This window comes from Yeosuana marina (genome assembly GCF_011762485.1).
Classification (GTDB): Bacteria; Bacteroidota; Bacteroidia; order Flavobacteriales; family Flavobacteriaceae; genus Yeosuana; species Yeosuana marina.
In genome coordinates this window covers 63,859-88,393 of record NZ_JAAKGI010000039.1, presented here as the reverse complement: position 1 = coordinate 88,393, position 24,535 = coordinate 63,859, and the positions used below count along the sequence as shown (strand labels likewise).

The 24,535-nt window shown below is 33.3% G+C and carries 23 protein-coding genes; 8 read left to right on the top strand and 15 right to left on the bottom strand.

Features of this window, described 5'->3' with window-relative positions; genetic code table 11:
* The 4 genes from hemL to G5V56_RS17275 are packed head-to-tail and all read right to left on the bottom strand — an operon-like array spanning nt 1 to nt 3,567.
* Nucleotides 1–1,287 carry a glutamate-1-semialdehyde 2,1-aminomutase gene (hemL, locus tag G5V56_RS17295; protein WP_166967470.1) on the bottom strand — a complete coding sequence of 429 codons (1,287 nt, stop codon included), beginning with the start codon at nt 1,285–1,287 and terminating at the stop codon, nt 1–3.
* A 19-nt stretch (nt 1,288–1,306) separates the two neighbouring features.
* The gene (locus G5V56_RS17290; RefSeq protein WP_166967468.1) at nt 1,307–1,501 is read right to left on the bottom strand and encodes a LysM peptidoglycan-binding domain-containing protein; all 195 of its coding nucleotides are present in this window, start codon (nt 1,499–1,501) and stop codon (nt 1,307–1,309) included.
* Nucleotides 1,485–2,663, bottom strand: coding sequence for a glucosaminidase domain-containing protein (locus G5V56_RS17280; protein WP_455433276.1), 1,179 nt, complete (start codon nt 2,661–2,663; stop codon nt 1,485–1,487). Before G5V56_RS17280 ends, G5V56_RS17290 begins: the two co-directional genes overlap by 17 nt.
* Nucleotides 2,656–3,567, bottom strand: coding sequence for a 1-aminocyclopropane-1-carboxylate deaminase/D-cysteine desulfhydrase (locus G5V56_RS17275; RefSeq protein WP_166967466.1), 912 nt, complete (start codon nt 3,565–3,567; stop codon nt 2,656–2,658). Before G5V56_RS17275 ends, G5V56_RS17280 begins: the two co-directional genes overlap by 8 nt.
* Nucleotides 3,568–3,945: 378 nt before the next feature.
* Between G5V56_RS17275 and G5V56_RS17270 the strand changes: the two genes are divergently transcribed.
* From G5V56_RS17270 to G5V56_RS17260, 3 genes are all read left to right on the top strand, one after another.
* A complete protein-coding gene (locus G5V56_RS17270; protein ID WP_166967464.1) occupies nt 3,946–4,107 on the top strand; it encodes a DUF5522 domain-containing protein in 162 nt (53 codons plus the stop codon).
* Between the two features lie 222 nt (nt 4,108–4,329).
* The gene (locus tag G5V56_RS17265; protein WP_166967462.1) at nt 4,330–4,899 is read left to right on the top strand and encodes a DUF4136 domain-containing protein; all 570 of its coding nucleotides are present in this window, start codon (nt 4,330–4,332) and stop codon (nt 4,897–4,899) included.
* 114 nt (nt 4,900–5,013) lie between these two features.
* On the top strand, nt 5,014–5,469 hold the full coding sequence (locus G5V56_RS17260; protein WP_166967460.1) for a Na(+)-translocating NADH-quinone reductase subunit F: 456 nt from the start codon (nt 5,014–5,016) through the stop codon (nt 5,467–5,469).
* Between the two features lie 78 nt (nt 5,470–5,547).
* Here G5V56_RS17260 and nqrF read toward each other — a convergent pair whose 3' ends face one another.
* The 6 genes from nqrF to G5V56_RS17230 all read right to left on the bottom strand — a co-directional run bounded on the left by nqrF (nt 5,548) and on the right by G5V56_RS17230 (nt 11,653).
* The gene (gene nqrF, locus G5V56_RS17255; RefSeq protein WP_166967552.1) at nt 5,548–6,855 is read right to left on the bottom strand and encodes an NADH:ubiquinone reductase (Na(+)-transporting) subunit F; all 1,308 of its coding nucleotides are present in this window, start codon (nt 6,853–6,855) and stop codon (nt 5,548–5,550) included.
* A gap of 1 nt (nt 6,856) precedes the next feature.
* Nucleotides 6,857–7,612 (bottom strand): NADH:ubiquinone reductase (Na(+)-transporting) subunit E, encoded by a 756-nt coding sequence (nqrE, locus tag G5V56_RS17250; RefSeq protein ID WP_166967458.1) that lies wholly within the window; start codon nt 7,610–7,612, stop codon nt 6,857–6,859.
* Between the two features lie 77 nt (nt 7,613–7,689).
* On the bottom strand, nt 7,690–8,337 hold the full coding sequence (locus G5V56_RS17245; protein ID WP_166967456.1) for an NADH:ubiquinone reductase (Na(+)-transporting) subunit D: 648 nt from the start codon (nt 8,335–8,337) through the stop codon (nt 7,690–7,692).
* A 3-nt stretch (nt 8,338–8,340) separates the two neighbouring features.
* On the bottom strand, nt 8,341–9,087 hold the full coding sequence (locus G5V56_RS17240; protein ID WP_166967454.1) for a Na(+)-translocating NADH-quinone reductase subunit C: 747 nt from the start codon (nt 9,085–9,087) through the stop codon (nt 8,341–8,343).
* A gap of 2 nt (nt 9,088–9,089) precedes the next feature.
* Complete coding sequence (locus tag G5V56_RS17235; RefSeq protein WP_166967452.1) at nt 9,090–10,298, bottom strand: NADH:ubiquinone reductase (Na(+)-transporting) subunit B; 1,209 nt, start codon at nt 10,296–10,298, stop codon at nt 9,090–9,092.
* A complete protein-coding gene (locus G5V56_RS17230; RefSeq protein ID WP_166967450.1) occupies nt 10,298–11,653 on the bottom strand; it encodes a Na(+)-translocating NADH-quinone reductase subunit A in 1,356 nt (451 codons plus the stop codon). The genes G5V56_RS17235 and G5V56_RS17230 overlap by 1 nt, the downstream gene beginning before the upstream one ends.
* Nucleotides 11,654–11,806: 153 nt before the next feature.
* Here G5V56_RS17230 and G5V56_RS17225 point away from each other — a divergent pair, with 153 nt between their 5' ends.
* Entirely contained in the window at nt 11,807–13,057 is a 1,251-nt protein-coding gene (locus G5V56_RS17225; RefSeq protein ID WP_166967448.1) for a type IX secretion system plug protein, read from the top strand.
* 83 nt (nt 13,058–13,140) lie between these two features.
* Entirely contained in the window at nt 13,141–13,527 is a 387-nt protein-coding gene (apaG, locus tag G5V56_RS17220) for a Co2+/Mg2+ efflux protein ApaG (protein WP_166967446.1), read from the top strand.
* On the opposite strand, the gene G5V56_RS17215 is transcribed toward apaG, so the two are convergent.
* The gene (locus tag G5V56_RS17215; RefSeq protein WP_166967444.1) at nt 13,520–14,521 is read right to left on the bottom strand and encodes a DUF6695 family protein; all 1,002 of its coding nucleotides are present in this window, start codon (nt 14,519–14,521) and stop codon (nt 13,520–13,522) included. The genes apaG and G5V56_RS17215 overlap by 8 nt on opposite strands.
* Nucleotides 14,514–15,239, bottom strand: a complete 726-nt coding sequence (locus G5V56_RS17210) for an NRDE family protein (protein ID WP_166967441.1) — start codon at nt 15,237–15,239, stop codon at nt 14,514–14,516. Before G5V56_RS17210 ends, G5V56_RS17215 begins: the two co-directional genes overlap by 8 nt.
* A gap of 136 nt (nt 15,240–15,375) precedes the next feature.
* Between G5V56_RS17210 and pruA the strand changes: the two genes are divergently transcribed.
* Both pruA and G5V56_RS17200 read left to right on the top strand, forming a co-directional pair.
* Nucleotides 15,376–17,004 (top strand): L-glutamate gamma-semialdehyde dehydrogenase, encoded by a 1,629-nt coding sequence (gene pruA, locus G5V56_RS17205; RefSeq protein WP_166967439.1) that lies wholly within the window; start codon nt 15,376–15,378, stop codon nt 17,002–17,004.
* 130 nt (nt 17,005–17,134) lie between these two features.
* Nucleotides 17,135–19,267, top strand: a complete 2,133-nt coding sequence (locus tag G5V56_RS17200) for a S9 family peptidase (RefSeq protein WP_166967437.1) — start codon at nt 17,135–17,137, stop codon at nt 19,265–19,267.
* A gap of 138 nt (nt 19,268–19,405) precedes the next feature.
* Here the strand turns inward: G5V56_RS17200 and G5V56_RS17195 are convergent, their stop codons facing one another.
* A complete protein-coding gene (locus tag G5V56_RS17195) occupies nt 19,406–20,074 on the bottom strand; it encodes a bifunctional 4-hydroxy-2-oxoglutarate aldolase/2-dehydro-3-deoxy-phosphogluconate aldolase (protein WP_166967435.1) in 669 nt (222 codons plus the stop codon).
* Nucleotides 20,075–20,176: 102 nt separating this feature from the next.
* On the bottom strand, nt 20,177–21,223 hold the full coding sequence (locus G5V56_RS17190) for a sugar kinase (protein ID WP_166967433.1): 1,047 nt from the start codon (nt 21,221–21,223) through the stop codon (nt 20,177–20,179).
* 157 nt (nt 21,224–21,380) lie between these two features.
* Here G5V56_RS17190 and G5V56_RS17185 point away from each other — a divergent pair, with 157 nt between their 5' ends.
* Nucleotides 21,381–22,415 (top strand): LacI family DNA-binding transcriptional regulator, encoded by a 1,035-nt coding sequence (locus G5V56_RS17185; protein WP_166967431.1) that lies wholly within the window; start codon nt 21,381–21,383, stop codon nt 22,413–22,415.
* A 40-nt stretch (nt 22,416–22,455) separates the two neighbouring features.
* Here G5V56_RS17185 and G5V56_RS17180 read toward each other — a convergent pair whose 3' ends face one another.
* Nucleotides 22,456–24,531 carry a hypothetical protein gene (locus G5V56_RS17180; RefSeq protein WP_166967429.1) on the bottom strand — a complete coding sequence of 692 codons (2,076 nt, stop codon included), beginning with the start codon at nt 24,529–24,531 and terminating at the stop codon, nt 22,456–22,458.
* Nucleotides 24,532–24,535: the final 4 nt, after the last annotated feature.

Here is a 24,535-nt window from a genome sequence, read left to right as displayed (position 1 = left end):
TTATAAGGTCATAGCTACTTTGTTTACAGCAGCGATAGTTTCATCTAAGTCTGAGTAAGTCAACGCATCTGTAATAAACCATGTTTCAAAAGCACTAGGCGCGATATAAATGCCCTCATTAAGCATGCCATGAAAGAATTTTTTAAACGTTTCATTATTACCATTCGCTGATGTTTTAAAATCTACAACCTCATCTTTTGCAAAATGAATCGAAATCATAGACCCTACTCTATTTATGGTATGCGCAATATTATTGTCGTCTAAAACTTTGGCAAATCCTTTATGAAGATATTCGGTTTTCTCTGCCAATCTTGTAAAAATTTCTGAATCTGTATTCAAAGCTTCCAACATAGCTAAGCCAGCTGCCATAGCTAATGGATTTCCACTTAAAGTTCCAGCTTGATACACAGGTCCTAGTGGCGCTAAATGATTCATTATTTCCTCTCTGGCTGCAAATGCTCCAACGGGCAATCCGCCTCCAATAACTTTCCCAAAGCAAACAATATCAGCATTAATGTTAAAAAGTTCTTGAGCACCTCCTTTGGCCAATCTAAAACCGGTCATAACCTCATCAAAAATTAGTAAAATACCATGTGTATCACAAAGCGTTCTTAAAGCTTGCAAAAAACCGTCCTTTGGCGGAATACATCCCATGTTACCCGCTACGGGTTCAATTATAATACAAGCAATTTCTCCTTTATTAGCTTCAACAAGTTCTTTAACATTGTCAATGTCGTTATAGGTTGCAAGCAAGGTGTCTTTAGCAGTTCCTGCTGTAACTCCGGGACTATTAGGTGTTCCAAACGTAGTGGCACCACTACCTGCTTGTATTAAAAACGAATCACTATGTCCGTGATAGCAACCTGCAAACTTGATGATTTTATCTTTACCTGAAAACCCTCTGGCTAACCTTACGGCACTCATACAAGCCTCGGTTCCTGAATTTACAAAACGAATTTTATCGATACCCGGAACCATGGAAACGGCTAGTTCAGCAATTTGAGTTTCTATCTCTGTTGGCATTCCAAAAGAAGTTCCTTTTTTGGCTCTTTCAACAACGGCATTTACTACTGGCTCATAGGCATGACCAAGAATCATAGGTCCCCAAGAATTTATATAATCAATAAGTCTGTTGCCGTCTTCATCATATAAATATGCTCCTTTTGCTTCTTTTACAAAAATTGGTGTTCCGCCCACAGCTTTAAAAGCTCTTACTGGCGAATTAACACCTCCTGGAATAACTTTTTCTGCTTGTGCAAACAAGGCACTACTTCTTTTATAAATCATTCTAATCGTATATTTTTAATTATTTTATTATCAATTCCTGTCCAATGCTAACAGTCGTGTCGTTTAAATTATTAAGCGCTTGTAATGCTTCTACCGTAGTATGATACTTTTTTGAAATAGAATATAACGTATCTCCTTGTTCTACTATGTAAGTGTTGTTTACTGCAACATCAGCATTATCTTTCAGTTCTTGACTATTATTGTTCTTGTTCATCTAAAGACTTTATACGCAGCTCTTGACCAAGGCTAATGGTGTTATCGGTTAAACCATTTAACTCTTGAAGGTCATCTAAAGATATGTTATACTTTTTTGAAATGGAGTATAAGGTGTCTCCTTGTTCAACGATATAAGTATTAGTTGCTACTTCAACTTTCTTTTGCAATTCCTGACTAGAATTACGACCTGAACCATCATAAGATTTTACTAGCAATTTTTGACCAATACTAATTTCTGTATTCGTTAAACCATTTAACTCTTGTAGTTTCTCTATTGAAATATTATATTTTTTCGCAATTGAAAACAGAGTATCTCCTTGTTCTACAGTGTAGGAATTACTAGTAGATACTTGACTAGGTCCTTGTTCATTTGAGGAAACAATCATTGAATCCGCTGTGTCTCGCTTTTCTGGTGACTTGATTACATTAACCGTGGTATTCTTTTCAGGAGAAATTATCTCTGTCTCATCGGTGGCATCATTATTTTCAACGACTGCTGACACATTTGTATCGTTTTTATTTTTATGATCTAGAACTTCATCATCAAGTTTATATAATTCATACCGCTGAATCAATGTTATCAATTTATCTGGATATTTTCTATCAGTCGCATAGCCTGCTGCTTTTAATTCTCTAGCCCAACCTTTATAATCGTCAATATCTAACTTAAATAAGTTTGCATAACGTTTCCGTGTAGTTAAAAACAACGAATGGTCTCTATACGAATATTTAGCATCATTATATTTTCTAAAACATTCTTGAGCAGTGTCATCATCATGATACACTTTTGCTCCTGTCCAATCATGACATTTTATTCCAAAATGATTATTAGCTTCAACCGAAAGTCGTCCTCTGCCTGAATTAGACTCTAATATACCTTGCGCTAATGTTATACTGGCCGGTATTTTATATAATCGCATTTCTTGCTGTGCTATAGCACTATACGTAGCAAGGTATTGCTCTGTTGACGTAATCTTTGCAGGTTCTATTGTATTAGACTTTCCTTTAGTTATGCTTGGTGACTCTATTGGTTTTTGACCAATTACAACATGTTCTGTCTTAGAATGACGTTTTCTAGCTGTTGATTTTCTTGATCCGCAGTTAAAAACCAAACTGCTCAAAAACAATATCAGGACTATTCTTTTAATTATTCTATTCAATTATTGGTAATTTTTTTTGTTTTAAAATATTGTTCATTCCGGCTATTCCCTGCAAGCCTCCTGTATGGATCGCTAAAATTTTTGATCCTTTGGAAAAATAACCTTTTTCTAATAAATCAAAAATACCAAACATCATCTTTCCTGTATATACCGGGTCTAACTGAATGTTATTTTCTTGTTTAAACTGATTTATAAAATCAATCAATTCTGTATTTATTTTTGCATAACCTCCAAAATGATACTCTGTAATAAGACTCCAATTTTGCTTGCTTACAAATTTACTAATATCTTCTTTTAAAAAAGAACCTTTTAAAGCAGGAAATCCTAATACTTGTTGATCAGGTTGCGAACTATTTATAAGTCCGGAAATGGTACCACCTGTTCCTATAGCACAACATACATAATCAACAGAAGCATCCTCATCAGTTAATATTTCTTCACATCCTCTAATAGCTAAGACATTCGTTCCGCCTTCTGGCAACAAATAAAAATCACCAAACTCTTCCTTTAATTTTTCAATAAATTCTTTTGTATGTTTTGTTCTAAATAACTCTCTTGATACAAACTTAAATTGCATCCCACAAGCCTCTGCAAATGATAACGTAGGATTTTCATTAATCTTATCTCGCAATTCATCGCCTCTTATGATTCCAATAGTTTTAAATCCAAATTCTTTGCCTGCAAATGCTGCTGCTGCAATATGATTGGAATAGGCGCCTCCAAAGGTTAACAAGGTTTTATAATTTAATTTTCTAGCTTCTTCAATATTATATTTTAACTTTCTGTATTTATTACCAGAAATAAATGGGTGAATCTCATCTTCTCGCTTTAAAAGCAACTCAACACCGTATTTCTTAGGTAAACTAATAGTCTGGTTAATACTTCTATTTAGCTTGAAAATCATAGTTGCGAAGATACTTTAAAAATTTCCAAAATCCTTTTTCATTCAAGTAGTTTAAGTTAGATTCATTATGATATGCTTCTCGCTCAAAAGATATATTACTATACGCCATATTCCATTTTTTATAATAAAGCAATCGAATTAAAAATTCAATTCCATACCAAATAAAGAAGGGCAAAATAAAAAGTTCTAACTGCTGTTTCAAATGAATACGTTCATGATTTATCAGTGCGTTATTCTTCCTAAATTTTTTGTGCTTTAAGAATATAAAAGGAAATATAGTTAAACCAATATATCCCTTTGGAACTGCATATTTATAACATATAATCATAGCAATAAGCACTCAAAAATCAATCCAAATTACACTATCTTTGTTTATCTATGAAGAAAATTATCCCCATTGAAGAAGGTGATTATTACCTAACGCCCGAAGGTTATCGTTGTTTTACTGAACAATACCACTTAAAACGTGGCTATTGTTGCGAAAGTAATTGTAGGCATTGCCCTTATGGTTACAATGTTAAAAAAGGAAAAAATTATTGACTAATTAAAGACAAACCTAGTTTTTATAACTTAATTAAGAGTAATATATTACAAGGCTAAATAACCTGTTATTTGGTATGATTCTTGATGCTTAAAATAGCATAAAGCATTGATTTAATATTATTTTTCAACCTTAAAGAAAGTGACATATTTAGAATCCGACTTAGAGGAATATTAAACTATAATTTCTTAAATTAGTTATAACTATTAAAAAAAATGAAAATGAAAAGACTCTTAAATTTAGCACCCCTTTTAGTGATACTATTAGTGGTAACATCCTGCACCTCTGTGAGAGTTGCAGCTGATTATGACAGAAATGCAAACTTTAACGACTACAAAACGTTTGCCTTCTTTAAAACAGGTATAGATAAGGCAGAAATAAGCGACTTAGATAAACGAAGAATCCTTCGCGCAATTGAATCTGAATTATTAGCAAAAGGATATACTAAATCTGATAAACCAGATTTATTAGTAAGTCTTTTTACAAAATCAAATCAACGTGTAGACGTCTATAACAACTATTGGGGTTATGGCGGCTGGGGCTGGGGAGGATTTGGACCAGGCTGGGGAGGATTTGGACCAGGCTGGGGCTGGGGTTGGAATCAGCCTAATGTTTCTACATCTACCGAAGGTACTTTATACATCGATCTTATTGACGCTAATAAAAAAGAACTTGTTTGGCAAGGAATGGGAACTGGTTACCTATCAAGAAACATAGATAAAAAAGAAGAGCGTATTAAAGAATTTGTTGCAGAAATCATGAAAAAATATCCACCAGGAATGGTGAAATAATTTGTTTTCATTGAATAAAACATAAAAAAACATCTATTAGGAAAAATAGGATAAGTATTTCTACTTTTAAAAAGTTAAATATTTTTAATATCTTAGAAATAAAAATTCTAAGTCATGAGAAATGCAAATAGAATAGACGCGGCATTAAAAAAGCTATATGTCGCATTTCACGAAAACCAATTACATCCTGAATGCTGCAATCAATGTGCTGTTGGCAATATCTTGGATAATACTGATAGCTGGAAACACCTTTCAGACCATCATGGTTCTGTCGAATTAAATTATATTGGAAACGTACACCAAAGTATTGGACGCAAGTTTAATGGCTATTCTCCGCTCGAATTATTGAAAATTGAAGCTACTTTTTTAAAAGCTTGTGGTTATACGTTACCGCTTCATCATAAAAACAAAAAACCAGAAAACCCGACCGATAAAGAGGTTTTATTTTATGGCTTGTGTGCTGTAGTAAAGTTTCTTTGTGAGCTTGACAACATCCCCGATGCTTTAGAGGATTACACAAAATTGTTTGAATACGAAGAGCAGAAAAAGGAATTGGTAGCTGTAGCCTGAATAAAGTAAAAGCTATTATTTGAAACTATAAAAAAAGCCAACTTTAAAAGTTGGCTTTTTTTATTACTTATATTTTGATTATCCACCAAAATCGTCAAAACGAATATTTTCATCTGGAATCCCAAAATCTTCGCCCATTTTTTGAACGGCTTGGTTCATTAACGGAGGACCACAGAAGTACAATTCGATGTCTTCTGGTGTTTCATGATGATTTAAATAATTATCAATTACACAATTATGTATAAATCCAACAAAACCATCTCCTGGAGCATCAATATTTTCTTTTACTTTCCAGTTATCTTCTGGCAATGGCTCTGACAAGGCTAAGTAGAATTTAAAGTTTGAAAACTCTTTTTCCAATTCACGGAAATGTTCTAAGTAAAACAATTCACGCTTAGAACGTCCACCATACCAATAGGTTACTTTTCTACCTGTCTTCAAAGTTTTGAACAAATGATATAAGTGCGAACGCATTGGTGCCATACCTGCTCCACCACCAACATATAACATTTCTGCATCTGACTCATTAATAAAGAATTCACCGTAAGGACCAGAAATAGTTACTTTATCTCCTTTTTTTCTTGAGAAAATATAAGACGATGCTATCCCTGGATTTACATCCATCCAACCACCTTTTGCTCGATCAAAAGGAGGTGTTGCAATACGTACATTCAACATAATTTCTCTACCTTCAGCTGGATAAGAAGCCATAGAATATGCACGCTCAACCGTTTCGTTATTCTTCATTACTAATGGCCATAATTTAAATTTATCCCACTCATCTTGAAATTTATCTGGTGTTTCGTGTTCTTCTGGATGTGCTGTAATATCAATATCAGAATACTTAACTTCACATTCTGGAATTTCAATTTGAATATAGCCACCAGCCTTATAATTCATATCCTCGGGAATTTCAACAACAAACTCTTTAATAAAAGATGCTACATTATAGTTTCTAACAACCGTCGCTTCCCATTTTTTTATACCAAACACTTCCTCGGGAATGGTGATATTCATGTCTTGTTTTACTTTAACCTGGCATGCTAAACGAGCTCCATGTTGCAATTCTTTTCTTGTAAAATGAGGAGTTTCTGTAGGCAGCGCTTCACCACCACCGGATAATACATGACATTCACATTGAATACATGTTCCACCACCACCACATGCTGATGGCAAAAATATTTTTTTATTCCCTAAGGTTGATAACAACGATCCGCCTGAGGCTACTTCGATTTCTTTTTCACCATTAATTGTTATTTTAACAGGACCAGATGGTGATAATTTTTGTTTTACAACCAATAGTAAAATAACCAATAACAATGTAATGATTAAAAAAGTAGCTACTGTTGCTACTATGGTTCCTAATGTACTTACGGCTAAAATCATGTTACTCATTTACTTTTAAGTTGTTAGCTAACACTTTTTCTTTTGCATTCTTATCTGAACTCTCAATACCGCTAGGTGTTGCTGTGTTAGATTCTTCTATTTGCATGGCAGTTTTTTGTTCTTCTTTAGGCTTTTCATCACCTCCAGTTAACATACCTCCAAAACTCATAAACCCAATAGCCATTAACCCAGTAATAATAAATGTGATTCCTAAACCTCTTAGTGGAGCAGGTACATTTGAATATCTAATTTTCTCACGAATAGCAGCAATAGAAAGAATAGCTAAAAACCATCCTATCCCTGACCCTATACCATAAACAGTTGCTAAACCTAACGTAGGAATCTCTCGCGATTGCATAAACAATGACCCTCCCAAAATAGCACAGTTAACTGCAATAAGTGGCAAAAATATACCCAATGAATTATATAACGAAGGTGAAAATTTTTCAACTACAATTTCAACTAATTGCACCATAGTAGCTATTGTAGCGATAAACATGATAAATGATAAGAAACTCAAATCATAATCAGCATATCCTTCTCCTAACCATGATAAAGCACCAGGTTGTAATAAGTAATGATCTAACAACCAGTTTAAAGGCACTGTAATTAGCATTACAAAGATAACAGCAGCTCCAAGACCAACAGCAGTTGACACTTTTTTAGATACAGCAAGGAAAGAACACATCCCTAAGAATGTGGCAAACACCATGTTATCTATAAATATTGATTTTAAAAATAATTCTAAATATTCCATTTTTTCTAGTATTCAGTATTTAGTTTTCAGTAATCATTACTAGTATAATGAATCTGTCAACTGGTGGTTACTAATTTTTAATGATCTTCAATTAATGCTTTATTTCTGCTGCGTTGCACCCAAATAATGATTCCTACAACTATCAACGCCATTGGCGATAATAACATAAATCCGTTATTCTCATAACCTAAAGCATATAATCCTGTTTTTTCAATAGGATCTCCTAATACTTTAAATCCTAACAAGGTTCCTGAGCCTAATAACTCTCTAAAAAAACCAACGATTACTAATATTAAAGCATAACCAGCAGCATTTCCTATTCCGTCAAGGAATGATCGCCAAGGCCCATTTGCCAAAGCAAACGCTTCAAAACGTCCCATAATAATACAGTTTGTAATAATTAACCCTACAAAAACGGATAAGGTTTTACTTAACTGATACGAATACGCCTTTAAAACTAAGTCAACTATAATTACAAGTGCAGCTACAACTACTAATTGAACAATAATTCTGATTTTTGAAGGAATGATGTTTCTCATTAATGAGATAACCACATTACCAATAGCTAATACTGCCATAACCGAAAGCCCCATTACGATAGACGCTTTTAGCTCAGCTGTAATTGCCAAGGCAGAACAAATTCCCAACACTTGAATGGTAATTGGGTTGTTATCTGCTAATGGATCTAATATTAATTTACTGTCTTTTTTTGATAAAAGTCCCATATTCTAATTCTTTAATGTTTTAAGATAAGGAATATACATACCTACTCCTTTTTTAATCATTGCGGTTACTCCATTACTCGTTATTGTAGCTCCAGCCAACGCGTCTATTTCATGGTCGTCTTTATCATCGTTTTTAGGATCGTTATTACCTTTTGTAACGTCTATTCCTACAAAAGAATTTCCGTTCATAATTTCTTCCCCTTTGAAATCGTCCATAAAAAATCGCTGATTGATATTGGCTCCTAATCCAGGCGTTTCTCCTTTATGATCAAAATACACACCATCTACAATTAAGTTTTTATCAACAGCCATATAGCCCCAAATAGCATCCCATAATCCTTTTCCTCTCATAGGTATAATATAGAATGTTTGTCCGTCTTTCTCTCCTACAAATAATGGCAATCTTCTTGTGTAATTTGGATCTGCAGCCTTTGCTTCTTCTTTTTTCAAATCAATCAAATAGGCATTATCATCTTCAATAACCTTATCGCCTTCTATAACTAATTGCTTTTTGATATATTTTGAAAACACACTAGCCACTTTGTTAGTTGGAATAAAGTTTACACTTCCATCTTCATTATCATTAACACCCATAGCATATAATATGTTCTGTTGTATTTCCAGGCGTTTATTTTCAGTAATTTTTGGTTTCAAGGCTTCAGATGCATAAGCTAACAAGGCACCAACAACCAATACCATACCTATGGCAAATAATATTGTATAAGAATTTTTATCTGTTCTATTTTCCATCATTAAGCAGTTTTAACTTTTAAACGCTTTAGTCTCTGTTTTATATTCCCTTTAACCACGTAATGATCAATGGTTGGTGCAAAAACATTCATTAACAATATTGCTAACATTACACCTTCTGGATAAGCTGGATTGAATACCCGAATTAAGATAGAAAGGAAACCAACAAAAAAGCCATAAATCCACTTTCCTTTATTGGTTTGCGATGCAGTAACAGGATCTGTCGCCATATATACTGTACCAAAAGCAAATCCTCCAATTATTAAGTGTTCCCAAAAAGGAGTACTCATTAATCCATAAAACTTGCTACCTTCTGAAATAACATTTACATCAACAAGGTAATTAAAAATGAGTCCCATGATTAATGCTCCAACTACAGAAGACAACATAATTCTCCAACTTCCAATTTTTGTAAAAATTAAGAACAATCCACCTAAAATAATCAACAAGGTCGATGTTTCTCCAATTGAACCAGGTATGAAACCATAGAACATATCCCAAACCGAATACCCTAAATGTCTGCCTTGAGCTAAACTTCCTAACATAGTTTCGCCTGAAATTGCATCAACTTTACCTATACTTTCAACAGCTCCTTGAACCCAAACCTTATCGCCACTCATCCATGTTGGATAAGCAAAAAACAAAAAGGCTCTTATGGTTAAAGCAGGATTTAATATATTCATTCCTGTTCCTCCAAAGACTTCTTTACCAATAACAACTCCAAATGCTACGGCAACTGCCAGCATCCATAAAGGAATATCAACTGGCACAATAAGTGGCACAAGCATACCTGTTACTAAGTATCCTTCTTCTACTTCGTGGTTTTTAATAGTTGCGAATAAAAACTCTATTCCTAAACCAACTCCATACGACACAATAACTAATGGAATTATTTTCCAAAAGCCTAGTGAAAAATTATCAAGCGTCCAGAATTGGCTACTAAAAAACCCACCTGTTGCAGCATCAATATCTCCTGCCGCCAAATAGTGTTGATAACCTGCATTGAACATCCCAAATATTAAACATGGGATTAAAGCTAAAATAACCGTGTTCATGGTTCGCTTTAAATCATCCGCTGCTTTTATATGAGTCCCGTTATGGGTAGTATCATTTGGCGTATATAAAAACGTATGAAACGCACCAAAAGCCGTAGCCATTTTGGTGCCTTTATACTTTTGTTTTAATTTATCTAAGTTATTTTTTAAACTCATTATCCTATTTCTTTAAGCATTAAGTCTAATCCTTTTCTAATAATATCTTGATGTGGTTGCTTTGAAACACAAACAAACTCGGTTAAAGCAAAATCTTCAGGTGCAACTTCATACATTCCTAAAGCTTCCATTTCGTCCAAATCTTGGTACATACAAGATTTTAATATTTGCATAGGATAGATATCCAATGGGAAAACCTCTTCGTAATTACCTGTTACTACAAACGCTCTGTGTTCTCCGTTTGTATTGGTATTTAAATCGTATTTTTTGTTTGGAAACAACCATGAAAAAGTTAAAGCTCTAGTCGTTGAAACTTTGTTAAAAACTGGGGTTGTCCAACCAAAAAGTTCGTAATCATCGCCTTCAGGTATTACTGTAATTGTATTACTGTAATAATCTAAATAGCCATCTGGTTTTACTGTCTTACCAGATAAAATATTTCCAGAAATAATCCTAACATGTGCGTCTTTTTTGATACCGTGATCATAAATCATAGTAGCTAATTCACAACCTAATTTAGTGACAAAATATCTTGGTTTTTCTACAGAAGAACCCACCAAAGCAACAAGTCGTTCTGCGTTAAACTTACCTGTTAACAATAACTCTCCCATAATAACAAGATCCTGCGGACTTACAGTCCAAACAATCTCTCCTTTGTTAATAGGATCTATTTTGTTGATTTGTGTACCCACGTTTCCTGACGGATGTGGACCAGACACTTTATGCAAGGTAATCCCCGACAAACCTTCCATTGGCGACTTACCATGTTTCCCTACAGATACATGAACTTTACCTTTAGTTAATTTACCTAAAGCTGTTACAGCTGCTTGCAATTCCTTTTCTTTACCTTGTAGCGTATAGTTTAAATTAGCCACTAAAGGCGCAGATGCATGCGCTGAAATAAAAATTGCCTTTGGTTCCTTATCAGGCTTGGCTATAACGTCATATGGGCGTTGTTTTATAAAAGGCCAGCATCCAGAGGCTAAAAGAAGTGTTTTTACATCTTCTGGATTAGCTTTTTCCAAATTTAAAATATCATGCTCCAGATAAGACTCTGTTTTATCAGCTTGAATTTTAATAGATAATATCTTGCGTTTTTCGCCTCGCTCAATCTCTATAATTTCACCAGAAACTGGAGAAACAAATTTTACGTCTTCATTGGACTTGTCATAAAATACAGGTTCGCCTGCTTTTAATTTTGTTCCAACTCTAGAAATTAGTTTAGGTATAACGCCGTGAAAATCTTCTGGTCTTAACGTGTAAAAGTTGCTGAAAATGGCCTTTTCCGTGGTTTTTTCCGCTTCACCTTTAAGTTTAATGTCTAGACCTTTTTTGATACGAATGTCGTTTGACATATTTTATTTATTGAGATTAGTTGTCTAAAAACGGTGCAAATTTACAAATTAATAATACAGATTTCATAATATTAACATAGAAATTTACTCCCATTTCTATAAGTTCATTTTTGGGTATAAAAATTGATTATATTTACAAAAAAAGCGCATAAAATGCACATTAAATTTATTTTTACACTTCTATTAATCTTTATTTCAAGCTTAATTTATAGCCAAGTTAAAGAAATAAATCCACCCAATTACATAAAAACAATTGGTTTTAAAAGCAATACTCCCGAAAGTCAACTCCCTGTTTTAAAACTTGGTGATTACATAGATTTAGAGTTTGATGCTTTAAATGGTAATGAAGACGATTATTATTATACCATTGACTATTTTAATTTTGATTGGACCCCATCTGAGCTAATGAAATCGGAGTATCTTGACGGTATTGACAATCAACGTATCAGAACATACGAAAACTCTTTTAACACCTATCAAATCTATTCACACTACAAACTTACTATTCCGAATGAGCAAACAAAACGCCTAAAAGTTTCTGGAAATTATATGATTAATATTTTCAATAATGACAATGAACTCGTTTTTTCAAGAAAATTTATGATTTATGAAGATATGTCCACTATTGGAGTCAGCATCAAGCGAACCCGAGATATTTCTTTCATCCAATCGAAACAAAAAGTAGACATTACGGTTACACCAAAAAGTTCTCATTTTAATAATCCAAAACAAAATGTGAAACTATTGGTAGTTCAAAATAACAATTTAAACACTGCAATATCCAACTTAATTCCTCAATACACTATTGGCAATCAACTAATCTATAGGTATGATTCTGAATCGAGTTTTTGGGCTGGAAATGAGTACTTATTCTTCGAAAATAAAGATATAAGAGCTGCAAATACAGGCATACAATATATAGACTTAAAAGACTTATATCATAATTATTTATTTACAAATTATTCAAGAGCCAATCGCCCTTACACCTATAATCCCGACATTAATGGTAACTTTTTGGTTACAAATATCGATGCTGATAATCCTGATATTGAAGCTGATTATGTTTGGGTTCATTTTTCTTTGCTTCCAGAACCTACCTTTAAAGGAAAGTCTATTTATGTTTATGGTAATTACAACAATTATGCTTTAAGTGATAGCAATAAAATGACCTATGACGATTACGACAATGTTTACAAATGCGCACTCTTATTAAAACAAGGATTCTATAATTATAAATATGTAGTCGTTGAAAAAGACGGAACTCTTAACGAAGGCGCAGTAAGTGGCAATTTTTATCAAACAGAGAACAACTATAAAGTAATTGCTTATTATCGTGATTTAGGCAAGCGATATGATAGAATAATTGGTTTTGGTCAGGGATCCTCGATAAATATCTCCAATTAATCGGAATAATCTAGTATTATTAAATTGAGTTAAAAAAAAACCTTATTTTTGCATCTTAAATACATTGTATATCAATAGATACCATGGTTCAACAAGTAACAAGAGGCATAAAAATTTCGGTAGATACTACCTTCGAAGGCTCGTTTTATAAAAATTATAAAATACACTACGCTTTTGGATACACAGTAACTATTGAGAACCAAAGTAAAGACTCTGTTCAGCTTAATGCGCGCCACTGGGAAATATACGATGCCTTAAATAATATTGAAACAGTTTCTGGCGAAGGTGTTATTGGTAGAAAGCCTGTTTTAAAACCTGGTGAATCACACACATATTCGTCTGGCTGCTTATTAACATCGCCTTTTGGAGCTATGGAAGGTCATTATGATATGATAAACCTTACCACTACCAAAAGCTTTAAAGTGATTATCCCTACTTTTAAATTAAGCGCCACTTTTGCTATTAATTAGCTGAATTTTTTCTATAAAATTTATAGCGTTTTCCGGCTTGCTCTATATGAAAAAAGCTGCAATTGGAATAATGTATAAATTCAAAGTGCTCATGATAATTAAAACCTTCGTCTTCTAGAATAAAAACATCGTGAACATCAATATTCCCATGGGGTGAAATTCTTTTAAATTGATATTCTATATGATGTCCAATATGTTGCAATTCAAACCAAGCTCCAGCCGCAATACCAGATAACCATTGTGCTTTTGTGTGTAAATTATCTACTGGTTTAGGTTGTAATGTTCCTATTGAAATTGGTTTATGATGCTTAAGAGTATCTAAAAAACAACGCTTATTTTCGCTCATTTGAGTTCCTTTAAATTCTGAAATAATACCTGTTTCAGACACCTCTAAAATTTGTTTTTCAGTACTAGACAAAAGGACATTACCAACCGTACTTGGTGTAAACCATTTAGATTTAATTAGCTTATTTTTGATTGCAACATCTGTGACAGAAGCAATTAAAGCATCGGTTACAAAACGAGCACAATTACAAGCCCCTTTAATAAATGCGGCATATCTTATAAAATTTTTTTCCTGCATCATGGTGATATGTGCTCTAGCCTTTTCATAGTTTATAGAGCTACAAACTGAGGCTACCAGCTTACCATCACCATGTGTTAGTTTAGGATGAGTTGCCAGAAATTGTAAAATTTCATTTAAGTTAATAATAGTTCCTTCTACAATATCTGCTTTCAAAGGAAATTTTAGTTCGTTATCGGTATCACCACCTCTAACTCTTCCAAAAGGTTCTGGTGTAATGTATCTTCCAAAATCATGGTATTCTAAAACTCCTGTCTTTTTATTTATCAATACTAAACCTGCATGTCCGGCCTTAACATAATTCTTTTTTCCAATACCAAAAAACCTCAAAAAAGGAGAAAACCATTCCTTGGAAACCATAACAATGGTCTCTGGATATGCCAAAGTAAGAATGATTCCTGTATTATTCATTAATAATTTGAGGTGTTTTAAACTGTTTTGTAGTTACTATGTTGGTTGATAAATTTTCATATGTCATTTTAATATCTTCTCCAGTTTTTTCAACTTGGGTAATACTCATTGTTTTAACAAAACCTCTATTCATAATAACACCATACTCATCATTATTTTTTCCAGCTGTTTTATGAAATTGCATTAACGATTTGGCATTTAACTCATGGTCTTTTTTATAGCTCTCAAACCACGCTTTACGTTCAATCTTCATAGGCTGACTGTACAATGTTGAAGACGACCATAGTTTTGGTTCTAAGGGTAGTTTTGAAATATACTTTTCACTACCATCCCAAATCAATTCATAAAATTTTAATTCAGAATTCCAATCTACAATTACCATTGTAAAAGGTTCAATATCTTCTAAATTATAGGACTGCATGACCGTTGTAATGGTACCGGAAATCAAAAAATCTTTAACTACAACACCTCTACTTAATCTGTAGGTTTCTTTGCGCTGATGCAATTCAAAACCGCCGTTAAGCAAACAAACCAATCTATTCTTATCACTTAAACCTATCCATGTGCCTCCAGAACGCTTATCTTTAGGATATAATAGTTTTGAGTGCTCTATAGTATAGAAATCTGGAGCAAGTGCTATTCTGCTTGGTGCTTCATCACGATTTGACGTCAAAACAAAATCTTTATCTCCCTTTGGAATAATTGTAACTGTACACATAAAAACATAGTCTGTAAACAACATGCCAACTTACAAAAAATAAACAAATTTTAACGCGTATTTAATACGAGTCCGCTTTAAGGATCGTTAAAAAATTTGTAATTTTACAATTCAATTTTTAATAAAAAACTAAGACATGGGAAAAGGATTTTTTAATGTACCAATTGCGGTAAACGAACCTGTTAAAGGATATGCTCCAGGATCACCAGAACGTGATGCTGTTCTTAAAGCATACAAAAGTATGTACAATAGCAAGATAGATGTTCCTTTATATATTAATGGTAGAGATGTTGTAACCGGAAATACCAGAACCATGTCGCCTCCACATGACCACAAACATGAAGTTGGTACCTACCATTTAGCTGACAAAAGTCATGTTGAAGAGGCTATAGCAACCGCTTTAGAAGCAAGAAAAAGCTGGTCACAATTACCATGGGAACAACGAGCGGCTATCTTTTTAAAAGCTGCTGAATTGATTGCTGGTCCTTATAGAGACAAAATAAATGCAGCTACTATGATAGCGCAATCAAAAAATATTTATCAAGCTGAAATTGATGCCGCATGCGAATTGATTGACTTCTTGCGCTTTAATGTGCAATACATGGCTGATATTTACATGGAACAACCAGAAAGCACGAATGATGCATGGAACCGAGTTGAGTACAGACCTCTTGAAGGTTTTACATATGCCGTTACACCGTTTAACTTTACTGCCATCGCAGGAAACTTACCTGCTTGTATGGCATTAATGGGCAACGTTGTCATTTGGAAACCAAGTGATAGTCAAGTATATTCTGCTAAAGTAATTATGGATGTGTTTAAAGAAGCTGGCGTACCTGCAGGGGTTATTAATGTCGTTTTTGGCGATCCAGTTATGATAACAGAAACAGTATTATCAAGTCCAGATTTTTCTGGTTTACACTTTACAGGTTCTACATTTGTTTTTAAAGAATTATGGAAACAAATAGGCATGAACATACACAATTACAAAACCTATCCAAGAATTGTTGGAGAAACTGGTGGTAAAGATTTTATAGTTGCCCACAAAACAGCGAATCCAAAACAGGTTGCAACAGCCATTGTTAGGGGTGCTTTTGAGTTTCAAGGACAAAAATGTAGTGCTGCTTCAAGAGCGTATATTCCAAAAAGTCTGTGGAGTGATGTTAAAAAATATGTGATTGAAGATGTTAAGTCTTTTAAAATGGGATCTCCCGAAGACATGAGTAACTTTATTACTGCTGTGATTCATGAAGGCTCTTTTGATAAATTAGCTAAATACATCGATCAGGCAAAAGCTGACAGTGATGCTGAAATTATTGTAGGTGGTGGTTATGATAAGAGTAAAGGCTATTTTATTGAACCAACGGTGATAGTGACTACAAATCCACAATACAAGACTATGTACACCGAGTTGTTTGGACCTATAATAACTATCTACATCTATGAGGATGATACTTACTCTGAAACTTTAAAACTTGTAGACGAAACCAGTGAATATGCCTTAACAGGAGCTATTTTAGCAACAGACAGAACCGCTATCACTAAAGCTACTACTGCGCTTCAAAATAGTGCAGGCAACTTTTATATAAATGACAAACCTACTGGAGCCGTCGTTGGCCAACAACCTTTTGGTGGAGCAAGATCATCAGGAACGAATGATAAGGCAGGTAGTGCTCAAAATTTAATGCGTTGGGTCTCAACAAGATTAATTAAAGAAACCTTTGTAACACCAACAGATTACAGATATCCGTTTTTAGGAGAGTAGCAGAAACTGTTTAATATCAAAAAAATAAAACCCGCCATATTAAGCGGGTTTTATTTTTTAAATTCAATCTTACTTTCAATCGAAAATGAGCAACGAATTTCTTAAATTTGAGTATAATTTAAACCTTATCATGAAAAAATTAATAATCGTATTTTTATTTTTATTTACATCCATTTTAACCGCTCAACAATCTAAACATTTAACATTAGAAAATGCTGTTTTAGGTTATTATAAAGGGCTTTATCCAAAACAATTGAATATGCAATGGGTTTCTAATACAGACTCCTTTGCTTATAATGAAAATGATACTTTATTTGTTGAATCAAGTTTTGTTTCTGGAAAAAAAATGCCAGTGCTTCAAATGCATGAACTTCAAAACGTGTTACCTGATTTAAAAAGACTTCCAAATACTTTTTTAAAGATTACTCCAGAAGAAGTGACTTTTAATCATAACAATAAAATTGTAAGTTATAATTATAAAAACAAAGCTATTTCAAAAACAATTGAATATCCTACTGAATCTAAAAACACTGATTTTAATGATGATGCACAGGCTGTTGCATATACCATCGAAAATAATTTATTTCTGGCAACCACCAGTAATCCTAAAATAGCTATTACCAACTATCAAGATAAAAACATTGTTTCTGGACAAGCTATTGCCCGCTCAGAATTTGGAATTACAAAAGGCACTTTTTGGAGTCCAAACGGAGCATCTTTAGCTTTCTATCAAAAAGATGAAACCAAGGTTACTAACTACCCATTAGTAGATATAACAACTACTCCTGCCTCTTTAGATAATATAAAATATCCTATGAATGGTATGGATAGTGAGATTCCTAAAGTTGGCATCTACAATTTAAATGCACAAAAAGTTATTTATCTGGATATCGATACTTCTGATGAGCATTATCTTACTAACCTATCATGGTCGCCTGATAATGCCTTCGTGTTTTTAGCTGAACTTAATCGCGACCAAAATCACATGTGGTTTAACATGTATGATGTATCTACTGGTAAAAAAGTCAAAACAATATTTGAAGAAAAAAATGATAAATGGGTAGAACCAGAACATACGGCTGTTTTCTTACCAAAAAGTAATTCAGAATTTTTGTGGCTAAGCGAGCGCGATGGCTATATGAATCTATATGTATATGATACAAACAAGGGTTTTATTAAGCAATTAACAAACTACAAATGGGTTATTAAAAGCATTATTGGATTTGATGATAGTAATAAACACGTGATAATTTCTGGAACAGGAAACGATCCTCGTGAAAACAAAGCCTTTAAAGTGTCTCTTAAAAATGGGAAAACAGATGAATTAACTTCTGAAGACGGCACACACAGGTTGGCTCTAAGCCCTCATGGAAATTACCTTATTGACTCATATTCAAGTATTAATATCCCTAGTATTACAAAGATAAAAGCCATTAATAAAAAGAAAGAGTACATTGCTTTTTCAGCAGATAATCCGTTAAGAGAGTATCAACTAGGGAATACAGAGTTTGTTACTCTTAAAGATGAAAACGGGACGAATTTATACGGAAGAATTATTAAGCCTGCAAATTTTGATGCATCAAAAAAATATCCTGTTTTAATATATGTTTATGGCGGACCACATGCACAACTAGTCACAAATTCTTGGTTAGGAGGCTCACGATTATGGATGCAATGGATGGCTGCCGAAAAAGATTATATTATTTTCACATTAGATAATCACGGGTCGGCGTCTCGTGGTTTTGATTTTGAAAGTGTTATCCACAGACAAGTGGGCGAATATGAAATGAAAGACCAGTTATTGGGAGTAGATTATTTAAAATCGTTACCATTTGTTGATGGTAACAGATTAGCAATTCATGGCTGGAGTTATGGTGGATTTATGACTAATTCACTCATGTTGCGTCACCCAGGTGTTTTTACAACTGCCGTTGCTGGAGGCCCCGTGACTAACTGGAAGTGGTATGAAATTATGTATGGCGAACGTTATATGGATAGATGGCAAGAAAATGAAGCAGGATTTGAAAAATCTAAAGTTCATAATTATGTACAAAATCTTGATGGTAAACTTCTAGAAATTATTGGAAGTGTAGACCCTACTGTTGTGCCACAACATACCATGACTTTACTTGATGCCTTTATAAAAAGCAAAAAACAAGTTGATTTTTTCACCTACCCAATGCATCCTCACAATGTTATAGGTGTAGACAGAGTACATTTAATGACAAAAGTGCTAGATTATGTTATGGATAACAATAAGTAAACTTCTTTTATAATATTTAGAACACAAAAAAAATATATTTCTTTAATCAGAAGTATATGCAAGAAATCACGACTATAAAACTAAAGCCGCATCATTTAAAATAAATGATGCGGCTTTTACTCTTGGAAAAAGATTAATTTACTTTCTTACTGTCTTTATAATCTCTAAAGCTTCTTTTACTTTCTGTTTAAGTTTTGAATAATCCTTATTGGCTATGATATCTTTTGAAATCAATTGCGATCCCATACCAACACAGGTTACTCCAGCATCAAACCATCCTTTTAAGTTTTCCTCTGTTGGAGATACACCACCAGTTGGCATTACACTCGTCCATGGTTGTGGACCTTTAATCCCTTTCACAAACTGTGGACCATAGATATCACCTGGAAAAAGTTTAACGATTTCACATCCTAATTCTTCTGCTTTGGCTATTTCTGTCAAGGTTCCACAACCTGGAGACCATAAAACTTTACGTCGGTTACACACAATGGCTATGTCTTCTCTAAGTACTGGAGTCACTATAAAATTTGCTCCCAATGCCATATATAACGATGCTGCTGCTGCATCGGTTACAGAGCCTACTCCCATAATCATTCCTGGAAGTTCTTTAACTGCATATTTAGTAAGTTCTCCAAAAACCTCATGAGCGAAATCACCTCTTGCAGTAAATTCCATCAATCTTGCACCACCATCATAACAGGCTTTCAAAATGTGCTTACTTAATTCAATATCATTATGAAAAAACAAAGGAATCATTCCTGTTTCTTTCATAGCGTTTGCTACTTCTATTCTTGTAAATTGTGCCATTCTATTTTTCTATTTTTTGGTTTAATGAAAACTAAGGGCTAGAACTCAAAATACTAGCCCCAGTTATTATAACTACTAAACTCAAACTAATTAATCAAATTTTTATCTTGCTACTCTACCTGAAGCATCGCCTCCCATTAGCTTCTTAACTTCATCTACTGTCACTAAGTTTGCATCTCCTTTGATGGTGTGTTTTAAACAGGATGCCGCTACTGCAAAGTCTAATGCGTTTTGATCATCTTCTGGATAGGTTAATAATCCATAGATTAAACCTCCCATAAAACTATCACCTCCACCTACTCTGTCAACAATATCAGTGATTTGATACTGACGTGTTTCATACATTTTCGTTCCATCATACAAGACGCCTGCCCAGGTGTTATGTGATGCTGAAATAGAACCTCTTAGCGTTGTAATCACCTTTTTGGCTCTTGGAAATTTTTCCATCATTTGTTGACATACGGATAAAAAGGCTTCTGCTTTTACATCGTGCCCTTGTGTTTGCACACTGATACCCTCTGGTTTAATTCCAAAGTGCATTTCTGCATCTTCCTCATTTCCTAATATAATATCGCAATACGATGTTAACTCTGTCATAACTGATTCTCTGTGTGCTGCATCACAATACTGCCAAAGTTTAGCTCTATAATTTAAATCTGTAGAAATAGTAATTCCTTTAGCACTGGCAGCTTTAACGGCTTCTAAACAAACATCTGCCGCCCCTTGTGATATGGCCGGGGTAATACCTGTCCAATGAAACCACTCAACACCTTCAAAAACGGCATCCCAATCAATCATACCTGACTTAATCTCTGCTATGGCTGAATGTGCTCTGTCATAGACCACTTTACTGCCTCTACTTACCGCTCCTGTTTCTAAAAAGTAAATCCCTAAACGATCCCCTCCCCAAACAATTTTATCTACATTAACGCCTCGTTTGCGCATTTCCATCATGGCACATTGCCCTATATCATTTTTTGGTAATCGCGTTACGAAATCAACCGATATACCATAATTTGCTAAGGATACGGCTACATTCGACTCTCCTCCTCCATAAACGACATCAAAATTATCAGCTTGTGAAAATCTTAAAAAACCTTGTGGAGCTAACCTTAACATGATCTCTCCAAATGTCACTACTCTACTCATACTTTGTACTATTATTTAAAGTTAATTTCAATATTGCTTAAACGTTTAACCTAGTTTTTAAAATAAAATCAAAACTACATATTTTATATGTCTTGTTTTGATTATAATAACTATTACAATATATTTGCTTAAACGTTTAAGCAAATATATAAAAAATTTGAATACCAAAAAAAAAACAACCATAAAAGATATTGCTAGCGCACTCAATATATCACCAGCGGCAGTGTCTAAAGCGTTGCACGATGATTCTCGTATTAGCAAAAAAACAAAGGATGCTGTTAAAAAAGTTGCAAAAGACCTTAATTACCAACCTAATCATCTAGCTAGTGCTTTGCGTAAAGGAAAAAGTAACTTGGTTGGTGTTATTGTTCCAAGAACAAATAGTAACTTTTTTTCTTCTGTTATTGAAAATATTGAAGCTGTTTTAAACAAAGAAGGTTATCATATAATAATAACTCAATCTAATGAATCTTACAAAAAAGAATGTGACAATATAGACACCTTATTATTTACTCAAGTTGATGGTATTATTGCCTCTATGGCAAATGAAACTGTTAATTTAGACTATTATGAAAAAATTAAATCTAAGGGTATTCCTTTAATTTTATTCGATCGTGGAGAAAATGATTTAAATGTAGATTATATAGGTATTAATGATTATGATAGTAGCCACATGATTGTTGAACATCTTGTAGAACAAGGGTGTAAAAGAATTGCTCATATTGGGGGATACAAGCGCACTCGTATTTTTAACAACAGAATTAGAGGCTATATTGATGCTTTAAAAAAACACAACTTACCTTTAGATAATGAGCTTTTAATAGAAAGTAATCTAACTATTGAAGATGGTAGATTAAAAATGACACAGTTATTAGCTTTAAAAAACAGGCCTGATGCAGTTTATGTTGCCGGCGATTATGCTGCTCTAGGAGCATTACAAGTGCTTAACGAACAACATATTAACATCCCTAAAGATATAGCCTTAGTTGGTTTTGGAAATGAACCCTTTACAGATATGGTAACTCCAACAATTACCAGTATTGACCAACACAGTTCTGAAATTGGAAAACAAGCTGCAAAAACCTTTTTAGCCCATGTTAAAAAGAAGTCGACTTCACAAACATTAAACAAAATAATTTTAAATGCGGATTTAATAGTGAGACACTCTTCCAACAAAAAAGACCTTTCTTAAATAAAGAAAAGTCTTTTATCAATGCTCTTGTTATTGTCTTCTATTCGTTCAACAATTCAGGATGATTTAGTATCAAATCTATTTTCTTTATAATGACCGTAATTTGATTCATTTGTGTTTCTATATTTCTAAAATAAATACTTATATCTCTGTTAATCCAACTTTCTGAGATAACACGTGCACCCAAACTAATTCTTAAAACAGCACTTTGAAAATCATTCCCATATTTTACATTAACGGCTTGTCCTATATGACATTTTTGAGCAGCAAGTCTAATAATTTCTAAAGGTGAATCTTCAAAATGATTGGATAAGTCTGAATTTAACAAAACATAGAGTTTTTTTACATGATCAACAGATAAAACTTTATTGTCTTTAAGAATAAAAAAAGGAAATATTGTACGGATATTTCTTATTCCAAATTCTTTACTATTATAACTATTGGTTTTTGTTTCATCACCATAAATAGGTTCTAAAAAAGCGGCTTCATGTATAGAATCTTCAACAAAATTGCAAAACATCTCAATACCCATATTTCTATATAGAATTGGTGTTTTGTAATACCTATCCATTTCAACTATAGCAGCATTCCAACGCATGTAGGAGCCATAATTGTATCCATCGGATAAATCATTAGAACAGCACCACGACTTTGGCCAATCTGAATGATTGTAATATTTGGTTAGTCCTTCAGGTAACTTATTTTTTACAGAATGGATTAATTGACTCACATTTTTAGGCAGAATTAATGCTCCTGAATAAGGAGGACCTGTAAAGTATTTACTTCCTGTTATGGTAACAATATATCCTTTATTTAAATAATTTTGTATTTCTTTAGGATCTAATCTAAGTTGCGAACCATCGACAATTATTTGCATAGACAGATTTTCTAGAGAATTTAAATTTTCTATGGTTTTTTCACTAGGTGATTGATAGCCTAATTTTGATTGATCCATAATGTGCAATACAACATGCCGTCCTAGTTCGTTAGTTTTTGAAATAGCATTAAACACTTCGTTATCTAGTTGTAAAGATGATTTTAATTGTCCATTTTCATCTCTAAAAGGAATTTTAATCAAATCGATATCTCTAAACCCTTCAATCTTATCTCCTTTTTTAACTGGGTAATTGAGCGCTGTTGTATTTTCAAAATGACATCCTTTTAATGCTGAAGGCACACCACTACCAGTTTCATCAGAAGCTACTAAAATATGTGTTATATCCTTGTCAGAAATAATTTGAGTAATAGCTGCTATTTGAAGGGAAGAATCTGTACCCGATGGTGAAAAAATTATTTCGCATTCATCATTTAGCTTAAATATTTTTTTAAGGTTATTTTTTAGCAATTCAGAAAACTCAATAGTAGCCTTTTTGAAACCATTTTTCAAGCTATTCTTAATTAATATGCTTCTAACTTTATCTGTTTTATCAAAAGCAAAATTTGACACACTTGTTGCTGTCGATGAGGCAAAAGTAAATGCATCGGGTCTTGGAAATGGTCTGCATCCATATTTATTTAACAAATCAATTTCATCTATATTCAATCTAAGATCGCCACCAGACATTAATAAATATTCAGTTGGTTTTGCTAGATTTTCAACAATAGGTTTCCATGATTCTTGAAATACTTTGTTTGCACTATTTAATCCATGAAAAGCTTGTAACTCTTCATGTTTTAATAACGATTCAGTATCCAAATCCTTATCGTTTTTAATCAAATTAATTAAAAAATAATCAAGGTCTTTTAGTTTTTCTCTATCATCTTTAGGTAATAATTTATAAAATATTCGAGTGACTTCAAGTGCAGCTATATCGCATAAAACGGTGTCATCTTTTTCATCACTCAAGGCTTTATACCAAAGTTGCCATTCAATACCATATCTTAAATAAACTAAAGCTAAAACAGGTTCGTTTAAAAATAGTGAACCAATTATAATCGATTTATTTGGCACAATTTTAAATACATCTGGAACACTAGTAGACGTAATAATATTTATGTTATTTATTTTTGGTACTGTATTAAATCTTTTTAAAACACGAACCAGATAATTCACATTTTCTTTTTCAAATAAACTTGTTCTTTTGTACTGATCTTCTATAAGAATATTATTTGTCATAGGT

Coding starts and splice junctions, on each gene's coding strand:
- G5V56_RS17265 (WP_166967462.1), top strand. CDS start 4,330: ATGAAAAGACTCTTAAATTTAGCACCCCTTTTAGTGATACTATTAGTG.
- G5V56_RS17260 (WP_166967460.1), top strand. CDS start 5,014: ATGAGAAATGCAAATAGAATAGACGCGGCATTAAAAAAGCTATATGTC.
- G5V56_RS17290 (WP_166967468.1), bottom strand. CDS start 1,501: ATGAACAAGAACAATAATAGTCAAGAACTGAAAGATAATGCTGATGTT.
- G5V56_RS17180 (WP_166967429.1), bottom strand. CDS start 24,531: ATGACAAATAATATTCTTATAGAAGATCAGTACAAAAGAACAAGTTTA.
- nqrF (WP_166967552.1), bottom strand. CDS start 6,855: ATGATTTTAGCCGTAAGTACATTAGGAACCATAGTAGCAACAGTAGCT.
- G5V56_RS17215 (WP_166967444.1), bottom strand. CDS start 14,521: ATGAATAATACAGGAATCATTCTTACTTTGGCATATCCAGAGACCATT.
- G5V56_RS17195 (WP_166967435.1), bottom strand. CDS start 20,074: ATGGCACAATTTACAAGAATAGAAGTAGCAAACGCTATGAAAGAAACA.
- G5V56_RS17210 (WP_166967441.1), bottom strand. CDS start 15,239: ATGTGTACAGTTACAATTATTCCAAAGGGAGATAAAGATTTTGTTTTG.
- G5V56_RS17240 (WP_166967454.1), bottom strand. CDS start 9,087: ATGGAAAATAGAACAGATAAAAATTCTTATACAATATTATTTGCCATA.
- G5V56_RS17245 (WP_166967456.1), bottom strand. CDS start 8,337: ATGGGACTTTTATCAAAAAAAGACAGTAAATTAATATTAGATCCATTA.
- G5V56_RS17235 (WP_166967452.1), bottom strand. CDS start 10,298: ATGAGTTTAAAAAATAACTTAGATAAATTAAAACAAAAGTATAAAGGC.
- nqrE (WP_166967458.1), bottom strand. CDS start 7,612: ATGGAATATTTAGAATTATTTTTAAAATCAATATTTATAGATAACATG.
- G5V56_RS17200 (WP_166967437.1), top strand. CDS start 17,135: ATGAAAAAATTAATAATCGTATTTTTATTTTTATTTACATCCATTTTA.
- G5V56_RS17270 (WP_166967464.1), top strand. CDS start 3,946: ATGAAGAAAATTATCCCCATTGAAGAAGGTGATTATTACCTAACGCCC.
- hemL (WP_166967470.1), bottom strand. CDS start 1,287: ATGATTTATAAAAGAAGTAGTGCCTTGTTTGCACAAGCAGAAAAAGTT.
- G5V56_RS17190 (WP_166967433.1), bottom strand. CDS start 21,223: ATGAGTAGAGTAGTGACATTTGGAGAGATCATGTTAAGGTTAGCTCCA.
- G5V56_RS17275 (WP_166967466.1), bottom strand. CDS start 3,567: ATGATTTTCAAGCTAAATAGAAGTATTAACCAGACTATTAGTTTACCT.
- G5V56_RS17225 (WP_166967448.1), top strand. CDS start 11,807: ATGCACATTAAATTTATTTTTACACTTCTATTAATCTTTATTTCAAGC.
- G5V56_RS17230 (WP_166967450.1), bottom strand. CDS start 11,653: ATGTCAAACGACATTCGTATCAAAAAAGGTCTAGACATTAAACTTAAA.
- pruA (WP_166967439.1), top strand. CDS start 15,376: ATGGGAAAAGGATTTTTTAATGTACCAATTGCGGTAAACGAACCTGTT.
- apaG (WP_166967446.1), top strand. CDS start 13,141: ATGGTTCAACAAGTAACAAGAGGCATAAAAATTTCGGTAGATACTACC.